This window comes from Burkholderia sp. ABCPW 14 (genome assembly GCF_001523835.1).
GTDB classification, from domain to species: domain Bacteria; phylum Pseudomonadota; class Gammaproteobacteria; order Burkholderiales; family Burkholderiaceae; genus Burkholderia; species Burkholderia mayonis.
Map to the genome: position 1 here is coordinate 1 of NZ_LOVS01000056.1, position 15,105 is coordinate 15,105.

Annotated in this window: 13 protein-coding genes; 10 read left to right on the forward strand and 3 right to left on the reverse strand. The window is 65.8% G+C overall.

The window, feature by feature from the left end:
- The first annotated feature begins 400 nt into the window (after positions 1–400).
- Positions 401–664, forward strand: a complete 264-nt coding sequence (locus WS62_RS37315) for a hypothetical protein (protein WP_197422790.1) — start codon at positions 401–403, stop codon at positions 662–664.
- Positions 665–667: 3 nt separating this feature from the next.
- Here the strand turns inward: WS62_RS37315 and WS62_RS08315 are convergent, their stop codons facing one another.
- Positions 668–1,177 carry a hypothetical protein gene (locus tag WS62_RS08315; protein ID WP_066570032.1) on the reverse strand — a complete coding sequence of 170 codons (510 nt, stop codon included), beginning with the start codon at positions 1,175–1,177 and terminating at the stop codon, positions 668–670.
- A 166-nt stretch (positions 1,178–1,343) separates the two neighbouring features.
- The gene (locus WS62_RS08320; RefSeq protein WP_059471012.1) at positions 1,344–1,862 is read right to left on the reverse strand and encodes a metal-dependent hydrolase; all 519 of its coding nucleotides are present in this window, start codon (positions 1,860–1,862) and stop codon (positions 1,344–1,346) included.
- Positions 1,863–2,466: 604 nt separating this feature from the next.
- Between WS62_RS08320 and ggt the strand changes: the two genes are divergently transcribed.
- Positions 2,467–4,185 carry a gamma-glutamyltransferase gene (gene ggt, locus WS62_RS08325; protein ID WP_066570034.1) on the forward strand — a complete coding sequence of 573 codons (1,719 nt, stop codon included), beginning with the start codon at positions 2,467–2,469 and terminating at the stop codon, positions 4,183–4,185.
- Positions 4,186–4,473: 288 nt separating this feature from the next.
- On the opposite strand, the gene WS62_RS08330 is transcribed toward ggt, so the two are convergent.
- Positions 4,474–5,904, reverse strand: coding sequence for a TolC family protein (locus WS62_RS08330; protein WP_066570046.1), 1,431 nt, complete (start codon positions 5,902–5,904; stop codon positions 4,474–4,476).
- Positions 5,905–6,183: 279 nt separating this feature from the next.
- Here WS62_RS08330 and WS62_RS32960 point away from each other — a divergent pair, with 279 nt between their 5' ends.
- From WS62_RS32960 to WS62_RS08365, 8 genes are all read left to right on the forward strand, one after another.
- Positions 6,184–6,357: a hypothetical protein gene (locus WS62_RS32960; protein ID WP_082720796.1), complete on the forward strand. Its 174-nt coding sequence runs from the start codon at positions 6,184–6,186 to the stop codon at positions 6,355–6,357.
- Positions 6,358–6,598: 241 nt separating this feature from the next.
- On the forward strand, positions 6,599–6,784 hold the full coding sequence (locus WS62_RS08335) for a hypothetical protein (RefSeq protein ID WP_066496693.1): 186 nt from the start codon (positions 6,599–6,601) through the stop codon (positions 6,782–6,784).
- 135 nt (positions 6,785–6,919) lie between these two features.
- Positions 6,920–9,043: a peptidase domain-containing ABC transporter gene (locus tag WS62_RS08340; protein ID WP_066570037.1), complete on the forward strand. Its 2,124-nt coding sequence runs from the start codon at positions 6,920–6,922 to the stop codon at positions 9,041–9,043.
- Positions 9,040–10,062: a hypothetical protein gene (locus WS62_RS08345; RefSeq protein WP_066570038.1), complete on the forward strand. Its 1,023-nt coding sequence runs from the start codon at positions 9,040–9,042 to the stop codon at positions 10,060–10,062. Before WS62_RS08340 ends, WS62_RS08345 begins: the two co-directional genes overlap by 4 nt.
- 12 nt (positions 10,063–10,074) lie before the next feature.
- Entirely contained in the window at positions 10,075–11,370 is a 1,296-nt protein-coding gene (locus WS62_RS08350) for an HlyD family secretion protein (protein WP_066570040.1), read from the forward strand.
- 6 nt (positions 11,371–11,376) lie between these two features.
- Complete coding sequence (locus WS62_RS36100) at positions 11,377–12,879, forward strand: OmpW/AlkL family protein (protein WP_066570041.1); 1,503 nt, start codon at positions 11,377–11,379, stop codon at positions 12,877–12,879.
- Positions 12,880–13,129: 250 nt separating this feature from the next.
- Complete coding sequence (gene ppk2 / locus WS62_RS08360; protein WP_066570043.1) at positions 13,130–14,059, forward strand: polyphosphate kinase 2; 930 nt, start codon at positions 13,130–13,132, stop codon at positions 14,057–14,059.
- A 252-nt stretch (positions 14,060–14,311) separates the two neighbouring features.
- A partial coding sequence (locus WS62_RS08365; protein WP_156440907.1) for a pyridoxal-phosphate dependent enzyme occupies positions 14,312–15,105 on the forward strand: 794 nt, incomplete at its 3' end.

A 15,105-nucleotide genomic window follows, 5' to 3' on the forward strand; every position in this document is an offset into this window, starting at 1 on the left:
CGATCACCAGCCACCCACCAGGCCCGGTGACAACACCCCCCGGATCATGACTGCGACTGGGGGCGGGAATCATGCCGGGCCTGGCTGGCCAAAACCCCAATTATCGGGGTGTGAAGATAGTAACGGGGTGACGTCCATCGCAACCGTGAATGAGGGCGGGCGCGGGCGTCGCAAGGCCCGGCCCGGCGACACAGTGTGCCAGACGCGCGGGCGGTCTGCAGACAGGGGCGCGGCGCGGTGCGCCGTGCGGACCCGGCGGCGGGAAGCAGGGGCGGTCGCGGGATGCGACTAACCGCTGGATCGCGTTTTGCCGGGGACGTAGGCGATCGAGACGGCGCGAGTCATGCGGCGCGGATGGATGCAATGCGCCGAACACATTGGTTGCGACGATTGGATGGGATTGCGGTCTCGCGTCGTCGGCTGCGTTTCGGCGTCGGCATCGGCATCGGCAGAGGCAGAGGCAGAGGCAGAGGCAGAGGCAGAGGCAGAGGCAGAGGCAGAGGCAGAGGCAGAGGCAGAGGCAGAGGCAGAGGCAGAGGCAGAGGCAGAGGCAGAGGCAGAGGCAGAGGCAGAGGCAGAGGCAGAGGCAGAGGCAGAGGCAGAGGCAGCGGCGGCATCCGCGCGCGTTCGCCGCGTCACGGCGATCGCGCGCCAGCGCCGATAGTCGTCAGAACAGCAGTTTCGTCAGCGCGCCGATCGGGTCCGTGAACGCGCTCATCGGATTGACGAGCAGGAGTTGGAGCGTCTCGATCGTGTGCGCAATGATCGCGATCCCGTACACGATCTTCACGGCGGCGAGCGCCGCCACGACCTGTGCCGCGCGCGCCCAGAAGCGCCGGCCGGTGTGATCGATGTGCCGCGCGGCCGCGCGCCAGACGCCGGCGATCCACCAGATGTTGAGGAGCGACAGCGCGGCGTCGGCGAAGACGGCGGTCGGGATGGCCGCCATCGCGTGAGCCAGTGAATCGCCGCCCGGCCCTTGAGCCAACGCTGAAAATGCGCGACTTATCAGAAAGTGGCTGCCGATCGTGCGGAGCGCGGAGAGCGGCAACGGGTTCAGCCAGAAGCTGACGGAGAGCGAATAGTCGCCGCGCCAGTGCCGCACGATCCAGCGAAGCGGACCGAATCCAGGCACCGGGCGCGTGGCGGACGAAGGCGTCGTGATGTCGTCGGTCATGTTCTTGTGTGTTGTCGTGCGAACGATCCGGCCTGATCGTCGAAGGGGGCGGCGGGGCCGCGCCCGCCATTCTGCCGGCGGGGATCGCGTCGACCTGTCGGCGTGCGGCGAGCGGGCCTCGCGCGCGAATCCGTTCGCTGATGCGGCGGCGCCGGACGGCGCGGCGTCACACGGTGCGCAGCCAGCCGAGCCAGTGCACGAGCGGCGCCGCGTGTCCCCACGCCGCCTGTGCGATCCACAACGCGCCGGCCCAGGCCGTCGCGACGACGATCAGGTCGCAGTGCCCGCTGTTCCACCAGTTGAGCGAATGGCGCTTCCACAGCCACGGCACGCCGAGCGGATTCGGCCAGTCGGCGATCAGATGGACGAGGCCGCCGCACGCGAAGCCGAAGAGCGGCGCGGCCCAAAGGTGGCGATGGTCGAGCGACCGGTAGGCGAAGACGAGCATCGCGACCCACGCGACGCCCCAGTGCGTGACGGTGCGATGCGTGATCCAGAGCCGCCGCGAGCGGCTCCACCAGGCGACTTCGAGCCAGTCGGGCGCGGTGCCGCCCGCGACGCCCGCCGCGAACGCGGCGAGGCTATGGAGATGCCACGGTCCCGCCGCGCCCGCCTGCCCGACGAGCGCCGCGGCGACGAGACCCGCGGCCAAGCCGCTTGCATGATGTGCTGCGTGTGATGCCATGCCGGTGTTGCGTTGACGCGCCGCGAAATCGAAAAGGGGCGCTATCTTCGCAGATTTGGCGCGCGGCGCGCAGGGGCGGAGAAGAAAAGTTCTCGGCGCGCATCGGGCGAGGCGAACGTGAAGTTGCAAGCGGCGCGATGCGCGCGCGAGGCGACGGGTGCCGCGGATATCGCCGGCGATGTCGGCATGGCAAGGGCGGCCGGCGCGCGGTCGTCGCCGAGATATGGAATGCCGTCGAATTTCTCGATGCAACTAACTACCATTGATGATGCGGTCGGCGCGACGAAGACGCGAACGCAGTCGTTCTGCCGATTCACGGGCGGCGCCCATGCATCATGCGTCATCCGTCCATGCAACCGCCGCTTCGTACGATTCGTCCGCCGCGTCGATGTCCGGGCTCGGATCTGCCGTCTGCGTCGCCGGTCGTTCGCCGTGAATCGACCGTCATGCGATGCGAGATCGTTTTCGCGCGCCGACTGCTCGCTCCCGTCGGCAGGCTCGCCTACGAAACGCCATTTTTGTAAACGCACGCGGCCGTGCTATAAGCCTATTCATCCGGTTTTCGTGCCCCAATTAGCAAGGAGATCAAAATGGGAGACATGCAATGAACGCAACGAACCGCTTCAAGTCGACGGTGCTCGCCGCGCTCGTGAGCGCAGCCGCGGTCGGCTTCCTGCCGAGCGCGCCCGCCTACGCGAAAGGTCCGCAGCGCGTCGTGCTGGACGGCTCGGCCGTTGCCGTCGCCGACAAGTACAGCGCCGACGCCGCCGAGCAGATCTTCAAGGAAGGCGGCAACGCGGTCGACGCCGCGGTCGCGATCGCGTTTACGCTCGCCGTCACCTATCCGGAGGCGGGCAACATCGGCGGCGGCGGCTTCATGACCGTCTACATGGACGGCAAGCCGTACTTCCTCGACTATCGCGAGCGCGCGCCGCTCGCCGCGACGAAGGACATGTACCTCGACAAGGACGGCAACGTCGTCAAGGGCATGAGCCTGTACGGCGATCGCGCGGTCGGCGTGCCGGGCACGGTGGCCGGGATGTGGGAGGCGCAGAAACGCTTCGGCAAGCTGAAGTGGAAGCAGGTGCTCGCGCCCGCGATCCGCTACGCGCGCAGCGGCTTCATCGTCGACGAACAGCTCGCGCAGCGCGGCGTCGACGCGTCGAAGGAGTTCGGCGGCAAGACGAACTTCGATCAATACTTCAGCGGCCTGAAGGCGGGCGCGAACTTCAAGCAGCCGGATCTCGCGGCGGTGCTGACGCGCATCGCGAACGACGGCGCGAAGGACTTCTACGACGGCAAGACGGCCGAGCTGATCGCCGCGTCGATGAAGAAGGGCGGCGGCCTGATCACGAAGCAGGACCTCGTGCAATACAAGGCGGTCTGGCGCCAGCCGATCCAGGCGAGCTGGAACGGCTATCGCGTGATCACCGCGCCGCCGCCGAGCTCGGGCGGCATCGGCCTCGTCCAGTTGCTGAAGATGAAGGCGGACCGCAAGGCCGACTTCGACGGCGTCACGCTGAACTCGCCGCAATACGTGCACCTGATCGCCGAGATCGAGAAGCGCGTGTTCGCCGATCGCGCGCAGTACCTCGGCGACCCGGACTTCTACAAGGTGCCCGTCGCGCAATTGACCGACGACGCGTACGTCGCGAAGCGCGCGGCCGAAGTGAATCCGGAGACGCCTTCCGACACGAAGAGCGTGCAGCCGGGCCTCGGCACGACCATGCCGGAGAAGGCGGAGACGACGCACTTCTCGGTCGTCGACAAGTGGGGCAACGCGGTGTCGAACACGTACACGATCAACGGGTACTTCGGCTCGGGCGTCGTGGCCGAAGGCACGGGCATCGTGCTGAACGACGAGATGGACGACTTCTCCGCGAAGCCGGGCGTCGCGAACATGTTCGGCGTCGTCGGCAGCGACGCGAACGCGATCGAGCCGAAGAAGCGGCCGCTGTCGTCGATGTCGCCGACGATCCTGACGAAGGAGGGCAAGGTCGCGCTCGTGATCGGCACGCCGGGCGGCTCGCGGATCTTCACGTCGATCTTCCAGGTCGTCACGAACCTGTACGACTTCAAGATGCCGCTGAAGGACGCGGTGGGCGCGATGCGATTCCACCATCAGCTGCTGCCGCCGAACACGATCTTCTGGGAGCCGTACCACCCGATCGACGGCGAGCTCGCGAAGGGCATCGAAGCGAAGGGCTACACGCTGAAGGGCCAGGATTTCAGCGGCGACATCCAGGCGATCCAGATCGACGGCAAGACGCCCGAGGCCGTGTCCGATCCGCGCGGCCGCGGCGTGTCGCGCGTGATCCAGTGAGCGTGTAGCGGCGAGGGCGGAAGCGGCGGCGAACGCGCGGCGCGTCGAATGACGATGCGTTCCGCATGCGTCGCGGTCGCATCGCCTTCGCCTTGTTCCTGCCGCTTTTGCGCGTTTATCGCGCCGTTGTCCCGCCGTTCATCGCGGCGCGCTCGGCGAAAACGACAACGTCCCGCTTTCCGTCACAGGCGCGTCACGATTTTCATGTGACGAAAGCGGGACGTCGCATTCCGACGCGCGCGATGCTCGCGGCAGTCGCGCGCCGGCCGCGCTCTCGCGGTCAAACGCTCATTCGCTCTTCTGATCCGACGAAACCGCGTTGCTCGTCAGGAAGCTGTCGACCGCCGCGAGCGATTGCTCGTTCAGCGTGCCGAGAATCCCTTTCAGCTTCAGTTGCAGCTTCAGCGCGTCGAGATAGCTTTCAAACAGCTTCTGGCGGATGTTCGAGATGTCGGTGCGCAGGTTGAGCGTCTCGTACGTCGTGCTGTAGCCGACCTGGTGGGCCTTCATCGACGAGTCGTACGCGAGCCGCGCGGCCAGCAGCGACTGCTGCAGCGCGCGGATTCGCGCGCCGATCGACTGCAGTCCCGCGAGCGTCTCGCGATGGTCGGTGCTGAGCTGCTGCTCGACTTCGCGCAGCCGGTTCTGGTATTGCGTCGCGACGTGCTCGGCCTCGACCTGCCGGTAGTGCACGCTGCCGCCCGAGAAGATCGGAATCGTCACCTGCACGCCGACCGCGCTCTGATGGAAATCGGATTTGTCGGTGAGGCCGCGCAGGTTCGGATTGAGCCCGCGCGAATATGACGCGAACAGGTCGACGGTCGGCAGGTGCTCGGCGCCGATGCGCTTCGCGGCGAGCCGCGCGACGCGCAGATCGCGGTACGCCTGCTGATACGACGGATTGTCCTGCGGCTGGTAGTCGCCCGTCGGAATGCGCGGCGACGTGCCGTGCATCGCGAGGCGCGGCCAGCGCGTGAAGTCGATCGCGGAGCCGAGCAGCGTCTCGTAGCGGGCGCGGCGCGCCTCGACGTCGGTGCGCGCGAGCGCTTCGTCCGATTGCGCGAGGCTTCTGCGCGCCTCGATCTCAGCGGTGTCGCCGATCGTCTTCATTCCGAGTTGCGCCATCCTGCGCGTATCGCTTTCGAGGCGCGTGAGCGCGTCGACTTCGTCGTCGGCGAGCTGCAGCTTTTCGCGTGCGGACAGCAGATCGAAGCACGCGTTCGCGACGCGCATGATGAGCTCCTGCTTCGCGACTTCGAGCTGCTGCCGCGCGGACTCCTCGAATTCCTTCGCACGGCTCATGTCGTACAGGTACGGCATGTTGAAGAGCGCCTGCGTGACCTGTGCGGCGCCGTACGCGGCAGTGCTGCTGCCGCTCACATTGATGCCGAACAGGTTCGCGTGCGTGCCGTAGCGGCCCCATTCGAGCTGCGCGCTCGCCTGCGGCAGCATCTGCGCGCGGGCCTGCGGATATTTCTGCCGCGCGGCGTCGTATTCGGCTTTTGCCTGCAGGAATTTCGGATCGTTCGAGACGGCGTGTTGATAAGCCTCGTCGAGACAGAACGCGCGAGCCGATTCGGAACCGGTGCCGAGCGCGACGATTGCTGCGCAAACGGCAATGTAAGCCGCATTGGCGCGAAATCGAAAGAGTGTTGTCGTTAAGTGAAAACCCGCATGCCGAAATTTAGACGAGGCACCCAAATTCGCTGTTTCAAACATCTCCGTCTCCATCTCCTGCCTTGCGTCAAGCTGCCGACGCTGCAAATTAAACGTTTTAAATATTGAGTTGAAACGCATGCATCTTTTTGGTGAATTCCGGAACGTCAAAAAACCTATATAAGACGCGGCCGGCCATCTTGTTTCTACCTTGAGCGCATGATAGCCTGATTCCGGCTTGTAATCGCAGCGATAAAAAATAAACGTCGTTCGGTTATTTACGGCCATTGGCATTATTAGAGAAGTCTTGACGTCGTCTTTATTCTTTACGAGGAGATAGTTATGAAGGTCATGACGATGGAGCAGGCCAAGGCAGTTCACGGTGGTGGTCCGATCAGCTCGCTGGGCACGCTGGCAGCAGCGTCCGGTCCGCTGTTCACGGCGCTCGGCCAGTTCATGCCGACGCTCGGCGGCTATCTGCAGAACCCGAAGAGCTACAACAGCAACGGCAAGTAAGCACTAACCGTTGCATTTGCGCGGGGAGGCGCCCCCCGCGTAAAATAGTCTGGAGTTCAAGCGGCAAAAACGGTAATCCGTCGCCAATCGAGATATAAAAACATTATTCATTCGTCTTGGTTGGCAATCGGAGGAAATGATCAGGAGACAGTGGTGTCGAGGCAGCTCCGGATGGGGTCATTCGCTTTGGCGGATGCGGATTCGGGTCGATGACATCGCTAAAAGAGTAAAGGCCACCCCGATGCAAGCCATATCAGAGCAGCAAGCCCGTGCGATCCGCGGTGGAGGTTCCGCCTACGCCAACTCGGCCGCCTACACGGTTTCCCTTGCGAATCAATCGATCGGTCCCGTCGTCAGCGGGCTCTTGACCCAATACCAGGCACAGGCCGTCAACCAATTCAAGATGGCGCTGGGGTCCGGCAGCTAAGCCCGATCCCAGGTATCGCCAGAGCCGCGTTCCGCTGAGGTCGGACGCGGCGTTCACGCCGCGCTCGCGCGATGGCTTCGAGCCAAGCCGCGCCGCGCGCGGGCCGGTATTGTCGTGCTCAGCGATTCGCAAGCTATGTGGTTCAACACCAATAAAGTCAGGCCCATTCTTCAGGACGAGGTGACCGAGTGCGGTCTCGCGTGCCTTGCGATGATCGCGACCTGGCACGGCCGCGACACGACGTTGCGCACGCTGCGCAACCGGTATCCCGTCAAGATCGATTCCGGCCTGTCGTTCTTCGACCTGATGGAGATCGGGAACGACCTTGGGATGCGCGCGCGGGGGCTTCAGTTCGAGGCGAACGAGATCGATGCGCTGAAGCTGCCCTGCATCCTGCACTGGGGGATGAACCACTACGTCGTGCTGACGAAGGTGTGCTACGGCAGCGTGCACATCGTCGATCCGGCGCTGGGCGAGACGAAGCTGCCGCTCGCGCAAGCGCTCGCGCAGATCACGGGCTACGCGCTCGAACTCAATCCGGACATCGGCTTCAAGCACGTCGGCACGTCCGACAAGATCCATCTGCGCGACTATCTGGTCGGCCTGACGGGCATTCGCAAGAGCATCCTGCTCGGCGTCGCGGGCGGCATCGCCGCGCAGTTGCTGCTGCTGCTCGGGCCGTCGTATGTGCAGTTGACGATCGACGAGGCGCTGAAGAAGACCGACGTCGACATCCTGTACCTGCTGACGATCCTGTTCGGCATCGTGTTCCTGTTCGACACGCTGTACGCGAACCTCGTCGGCAACATCAAGAGCTACCTGCGCAACATCGTGTCGCAGCAGCTGTCGTCGAACATGGTCGGGCATCTCGCGCGGCTGCCGATCAGCTATTACCTGTTCCATAACACGGGCGATTCGATCTCGCGCGTCGCGTCGGTGTCCGAGATCGGCCGCTTTCTCGTCGACGGGCTGATCGGCGGGCTGCTCAATATCTTCACGTGCGTCGTCACGCTCGTGCTGATGCTGTACTACAGCCCGGTGCTCGCCGGCATCAGCCTCGCGGGGATGGTGCTGTTCGCGCTGTCGCGGCTCGCGATCCAGCCGCAATTGCAGGATGCGATGTCGCAGATCCTGACGCGCGGCGCCGAGGCCGACGCGCTCCTGATCGAGAACATCCGCTCCGCGCATTCGATCAAGCTGCTGTCGTCGGAGACGTCGCGCAGCAGCCTGTGGGTGAATGCGTTCACGCAGAAGCTGCAGGCGGTCCGCCAGCAGGAGCGGCTGCAACTGCTGTTCGATGCGATCTCGAAGGGCATCGTCCACATCGAGCAACTGGTCATCGTCACGTACGGCGCGTGGCTCGTGATGCACGGGCAGAGCACGATCGGGATCATCTACGCGTTCATTCAATACAAGAACCTGTTCGCCGACAAGTTCATCGATTCGATCCAGCTCTACGTGCGGCGCAAGGTGCTGCAGGTCCACATGGACCGCGTCGCCGACGTGCTTCAGACCGAGACCGAAGAGCCTGCGCCCGACGCGCCGGTGCGCTCGATCGAGCATTTCGACGGCTCGCTGTCGATCCGTGCGCTGACGTACACACCGAAGGGCGGCCGCCGTGCGATCCTCGAGAACATCGATCTCGACGTGCCGGCCGGTGCGAAAGTGGCGATCGTCGGCCGCACCGGCAGCGGCAAGACGACGCTGCTGAACCTGATCTGCGGGCTCTATCAGTCGACGCCGGGCATGCTGTTCGTCGGCGGCGTCGATGTGTCCGAGGTGAATTTGAGGCTCTACCGCAAGCACGTCGCGGCCGTCACGCAGTCGGATCAGCTGTTTCGCGGCACGATCCGCGACAACATCACGAACTTCGCACCCGCGCCGCGCCTGGGCGCGATGCACGAGGCGGCGCGCCTCGCGTGCATCGACCGCGAAATCGACGTGCTCGACAACCGCTACGACACGCCGCTCGGCGACACGCAGAAGTTCCTGTCGGCCGGGCAGATGCAGCGCCTGTTGATCGCGCGCGCGCTGTACTGCGAGCCGCGACTTCTGATCCTCGACGAATTCTCGTCGAATCTCGATCAGGCGACGACGCACGAGATCTGCCGCAACGTGCTGACGCTGCCGTGCACGATCGTGCTCGTCACGCACGATGCGTCGATCCTGTCGATGGTTGACCGCATCTACGAGATGCGCGACGGCCGCCTCGCCGAGATCACGCCCGAGCGGCAGCCGGAACTGGAGGTGCCAAGATGACGCTGATGCGGCTCTTTCTGTTCAATGCGTTCTCGTATTGCTTTTTCGTGCGGCGGATCGTCAAGCGGATCGCGCTCGGCCGCTCGCCCGAGCGCGGGCTCGGCATGATGCGCTGGTGCGCGGGCGCCTGCCTGCGTCTCTTTCCGTCGATCCGCTGTTCGATCGAGATGTCGGTTAGACACATGCTGAGCACGCACCTGAACGATGATCCCGCGCGCATTCGCGGCGTCGCCGACGGGATCGTCCGCGAGCTGTTCGAGGCCGAGGTCGCCGGACTGATGCTGCGCTCGCACAGCATCGCGTCGATGAAGGCGATGCTCGACCGGATGGAATGCGAAGGCGAGCCCGCGCTGCGCGAGGCGCTCGCGCGCGGCGGCCCGCTGATGCTCGCGGGCCTGCACTTCGGCAACCTGATGCTGTTCGTCACGAAGCTGCGGCTGATGATTCCCGAAGACCGCAAGATGATGATCGTGATGCACAAGGACGCGCCGGGTGCGTTCTTCGACGATGCGCTGCGCCTCGTCGAGGAATACGGCGCGGGCAAGATCGAGCTGATCGACATCGAGCAGCGCGTGCATTTGCGCCGGCTCGTCACGGGGCTGCGCAAGGAATCGCCCGTGTTCCTGCTGTTCTCCGACCTGCACGGCCGCTTCGGCAAGACCAACGCGTGCCGGCTCGGCGGCCGCTGGGTGCGGCTCGCGGGCGGCGGCGTGAAGCTCGCGGTCGAGCACGACATTCCGCTCCTCGTGTCGTACGCGACTGGCGTGCCGTTTCGCGACACGTGCAAGATGCATTTCGTCGAGCTCGACGCGCGGCCCGCGTCGCGGATGCTCGGCGTCGTCGACGAGATATCGCGCGTCGCGGCGACCCATCAGCGGATCGCCGACAAGCTCGAGGACGCGCTCGTGAAGCAGCCCGAACAGTGGCACTTCTGGGAGCACTTCACGCCTTACCTGATGCCATCCCCGTTGCTCGAGCAGAACGCGCGCGCCGCCGCGCCGCCGCTGCGCAGCGCCTGACGAGTTTCGCCCATGCCCACCTGGATGACCACCCTGAGAGAGCAGAAGACGCCGCGCAAGCTGACGCGCGGCACGACGTTCGGCACCGTGATCAACGGTGTCGTCGACGTGCCGGTGTCGATGCGCTTCTTCTGCTATCTGTCGATCGCGATGTTCGCGATGTTCGTCGTCGCGCTCGTCCGTCTGACGTACGCGAACACCGAGAACGTGATGGGCATGCTGACGCCGCGCACGGGCTTGATCGGCGTCGGCGCGCCGCCCGGATGGGCGGTGCGCGAGTTGTACATCGCGAAGGACCAGCACGTGAAAGCCGGGCAGAAGCTCCTGAGCGTCACGCGCGATACGAGCTTCGTGTCGCAGGCGAACAACGTGCAGGGGATGCGCGAGTCGATCAAGCGGCAGCGCGTCGAGGTCGATCAGCAAATCGACGCGGCGAAGCTCGAATACCAGTCGACCATCGAGCAGATCAAGCAGCAGATTGCCGCGCTGTCGGAGAGCCGCGCGCTCATCGACAAGCAGATCCAGGACCAGAAGCGGATCGTGTCCGAATACCAGGAGCGCCGCGATCGCGTGAAGCAGCTGCTGAACGAGCAGGTCGTCACGCTCGAGCAGTACAACCAGGTGAACACGCAGTACCTGCAGGCGGGCCAGGCGTATCAGGACCTGATGCTGCGCCGCGCCGATCTCGTGAAGAACGCGATGAAGCTGCGCGGCGATCTCGACACGGTGCAGAGCAAGTACGACGGCTCGAACGCCGAGCTGAAGATCAAGCAGGAAGAGCTGAACTCGAAGGAATACAACATCGACGAGAGCGTCAACCAGGTGCTGTACGCGCCCGCCGACGGGCAGATCGTGCGGCTCGATGTCGTGCAGGGCAGCGTGATCGATCCGCCCGGCACGCGCGTCGTCGAGATCCTGCCCGCGAAGGCGGACGGGCTGATCGCCGAGCTGTACATCCCGTCGTCGAAGGCGGGATTCGTCAAGCCCGGCCAGGAAGTGAAGCTCGCGTACGGCAGCTATCCGGTCGAAAAGTTCGGCACTTATCGCGGCAAGCTGGTGTCGGTGTCGCCCGTGGCGTTTACCGCGAAGGAACTGAACCTGCCGACCGACGCGGGTTCGCCGCAGACCTACTTCAAGAGCTGGGTCGAGCTCGCCGACCGCAAGCCGGCGTTCGAAGGCACGTCGCTCGCGCTGAAGGCCGGGATGACGCTGCGGGCGGACATCGTGCTCGAGAAGCGCAGCTTGCTCGAATGGCTGTTCGAACCGTTGTATCGGATCCGGCAGCGGATGTTCGGTACGCCCGCGTGACGTTCGATGCGCAAGGGTGACAAGCATCGCCGTCAACGCGCGCGCCGTGGCTGGCGCGCCCCGGTGTCTTGCTGGCTCGGCGCGACGCTACTCGCGTGCGCGTGGTCCGCGCACGCGCAGGACAGCGGCGCGGCGAGATGGCGCGACGGCGCGGACGGCATCGGCTTCTTTCCAGGCGGCGACGCGCCGGGCTTCGGCTCGAGCGTGTGGGGGCCGGTGCCGGGCGGCGCGCGGCGGGAGGCGGCACGCACCGCGTCGCCGGCTGCGGGGAGCGGTTCGGCGCCGAACGGCGGCGCGGCCGCCGATGCGGCTGCCTCATTGGCCTCGGACCCGAATGCGCCGCGTCCGCGCAAGCTCACCGAAGAAAAGATCACGCTCGGCCAGCGCGCCGCGCCGCCGCCGGGCGGACTGCGCGCGCGCGCCGAAGGCGACGACGGCGTCGGCTTCGCCGACGCGCCGGGCGGTTCGCCGGCGGACGACGCGCCGCCCGCGGCCGCGTGCGGCGACGGCCCGTGCGCGCCGGACAGCGGCGCGCCGCAGCCCCCGCCCGCCGACGCGTCGCCGCGCTTCATCGCCGGCGTGCGCTACGACCGGATGCCGTACGAGCTGCATCCGATCGACCCGGAGATGCTGCCCGACCTGCCGGAGGCGCAGGGCCCGACGCTCGTCGAGCAGTTGCAGGGCGACGACAGCAACATGATCGGGATCGGCTGGCACTACGTGCTGTCGACGGGACGCTCGACGCCCGTGACGACGTCGACGGCGGCGCTCGGACTCGGCAGCTTCGTGAACCCTGGCTCCGCCGTGTCTATCAGCAACACGAACACGTTCGCGTTCACGTTCACGCATTTCTTCGGCGAGCACGTCGCGGCCGAGATCGTCGGTGGAATTCCGCCCGAGCTGACGATGCGCGGCCACGGCAGCATCGGGCTGCCGTTCGACAAGATTTTCCCGGGCGCGCAGGGCCGGCTGCCGCTCGTCGATCTCGGCAACACGCAGAGCAATCCGCTCGGCACGACGCGCGCGTGGCTCGCGTCGACCGTGTTCAAGTATTACCTCGGCAAGCGCGAAGACCGGTTCCGGCCGTACGTCGGCCTCGGCATCAGCTACACGCGCTTCACGAATTCGAACCTGAACCCCGTGTTCGCCAACAAGCTCGCGTCGCTCGGCGGATTGCTGTCGGCGGGCATCTCGCTCGGCGAGCTGCAATCGCTGCTTGCCGATCCGGGCGCGCTCGATCGTCTGCTGCAGGCGGGCGCAAATCTGGTCTTGCCGAATGGCGTCCGGGCGACGGCGAGCGTGAAGAGTACGTGGACGCCCGTTTTCGTCGTCGGTGCGAACTATCAGCTGACTCGCCAGTTATCGCTGTCGACGGCGCTCTCGTACATTCCGCTCAAGGCGGCGATCACGCTCAACATCAACGATGCGAAGCGGATACTCGCGTCGAGCACGACGACGCTTTCCGCGAACGTCCTGCTCTGCACGATGCTGCTCAATTACCGGTTCTGACCGGCGCGGCATGACTGCGCGGCGTCGGCCAGCCTGTTCCGTCGGTTGTCGGAGAGCGGCGCTTCGGCAGCGGCTCGTTGCAACCGGCCCTCCGCAACCGGCCGTCCGCAACCGGCCCTCCGCAACCGGCCGTCCGGCGTCGCTCGCGGCCGTCGGCCTCACGAACACCGGCGCGCAGTCATTCCCCCGACACCCGAGCCTGCGATAATGTCCGCGGAACGCGTCTGCGACGCGCAGCAAGGAGGCCGACATGAGCGAGAAGGAAACGCGGCGCGACACGGCGCCGCTGCACGAGCGGCAGCGCCGCTTCGAGGAGGATCTCGTCGACGCGTACGACGAAGAGCTCGAGATGGAGCTCGACGATCGTCGCTTCGACGACGACGAATCGCTCTTTTCCGCCGAGCGCCGCGAGGCGCGCAAGCACTATTTCCGCGAGCTGTTCCGCATGCAGGGCGAGCTCGTGAAGCTGCAGGACTGGGTTGTGAGCACCGGGCACCGGCTCGTCGTGATCTTCGAGGGGCGCGACGCGGCGGGCAAGGGCGGCGTGATCAAGCGCATCACGCAGCGGCTGAATCCGCGCGTGTGCCGGGTCGCCGCGCTGCCGGCGCCGAGCAACCGCGAGCGCACGCAATGGTACTTCCAGCGCTACGTCGCGCATCTGCCCGCGGGCGGCGAGATCGTGCTGTTCGACCGGAGCTGGTACAACCGCGCGGGCGTCGAGCGCGTGATGAACTTCTGCACTGACGATGAGCACGAAGAGTTCTACCGGTCGGTGCCGGAATTCGAGAAGATGCTTGCGCGCAGCGGGATCCAGATCGTCAAGTACTGGTTCTCGATCACCGACGACGAGCAGGAAGTGCGCTTCCAGAACCGCATCGACGATCCGCTCAAGCAATGGAAGCTGAGCCCGATGGATTTCGAGAGCCGGCGCCGCTGGGAGGCGTATACGGCGGCGAAGGAGGAGATGCTCACGCGCACGCACATCCCCGAGGCGCCGTGGTGGGTCGTGCAGGCGGTCGACAAGAAGCGCGCGCGGCTCAACTGCATGCACCATCTGCTGAGCCTCGTGCCGTACTACGAGATCGAGCGCGATCCGGTGCATCTGCCGCAGCGAGAGCATCACGACGACTACATCCGGCGTCCGGTGCCGGCGGATATGATCGTCCCGGAGCTTTACTGAGACTGCGGCCGGGCAACCGGCGTCCGCCGCAGCGGGACGGCGCGCGGGCCTGTCGGCGAAGGATTGACAAACCGCGCGCGCCGGCTCAAGCTTGCGCTCATGAATTCCCGTTGCTTCCCCATCGCGCACATTATTCGCACCATTCATCGAATGGTGGGTTAGCGCGCGTCCGAACGCAATCACAGCAACCCGCCCCGTGAGGCGGGTTTTTTGTTTCCGTCTCCCGGGCGTCCATCTCCAGGAGAGCTTGTCATGCAGTCAGCCGACGCCGTGACGGAAACACCCGAAGCCCGCATGCCCGATGCAGCCGCGACGATCGCGGCCCACGCGAGCGCACTCGACGATTACCTGAAGCTGATTTTGAACGCGCGCGTCTACGACGTCGCGCGCGAGACGGCGCTCGATTACGCGCGGAACCTGTCGGCGCGCGTGCGCAACACGGTCTGGCTGAAGCGCGAGGACACGCAGCCGGTGTTCTCGTTCAAGATTCGCGGCGCGTACAACAAGATGGCGCATCTATCCGCCGACGCGCTCGCGCGTGGCGTGATCACCGCGTCGGCGGGCAATCACGCGCAGGGCGTCGCGCTCGCGGCGGCGCGGCTCGGCGTGAAGGCGACGATCGTCGTGCCTCAGACGGCGCCGCAGGTGAAGGTCGATGCGGTGCGCGCGCACGGCGGCGCGTTCGTCGACGTCGTGCAGGCGGGCGAGTCGTACAGCGACGCCTATGCGCACGCGCTGCGCCTGCAGCAGCGCGACGGGCTCGCGTTCATTCCGGCGTTCGACGATCCGTACGTGATCGCCGGGCAGGGCACGGTCGCGAAGGAAGTGCTGCATCGGCATTCGGGGCCGATCCATGCGATCTTCGTGCCGATCGGCGGCGGCAGCCTGGCTGCGGGCGTCGCCGCATACGTGAAGGCGCTGCGCCCCGAGATCAGGGTGATCGGCGTGCAGACCGACGATTCGTGCGCGATGAAGCGCTCGCTCGCGGCAGGCGAGCGCGTCGCGCTGCCCGAGGTCGGCCTCTTCTCCGACGGCACCGCCGTGAA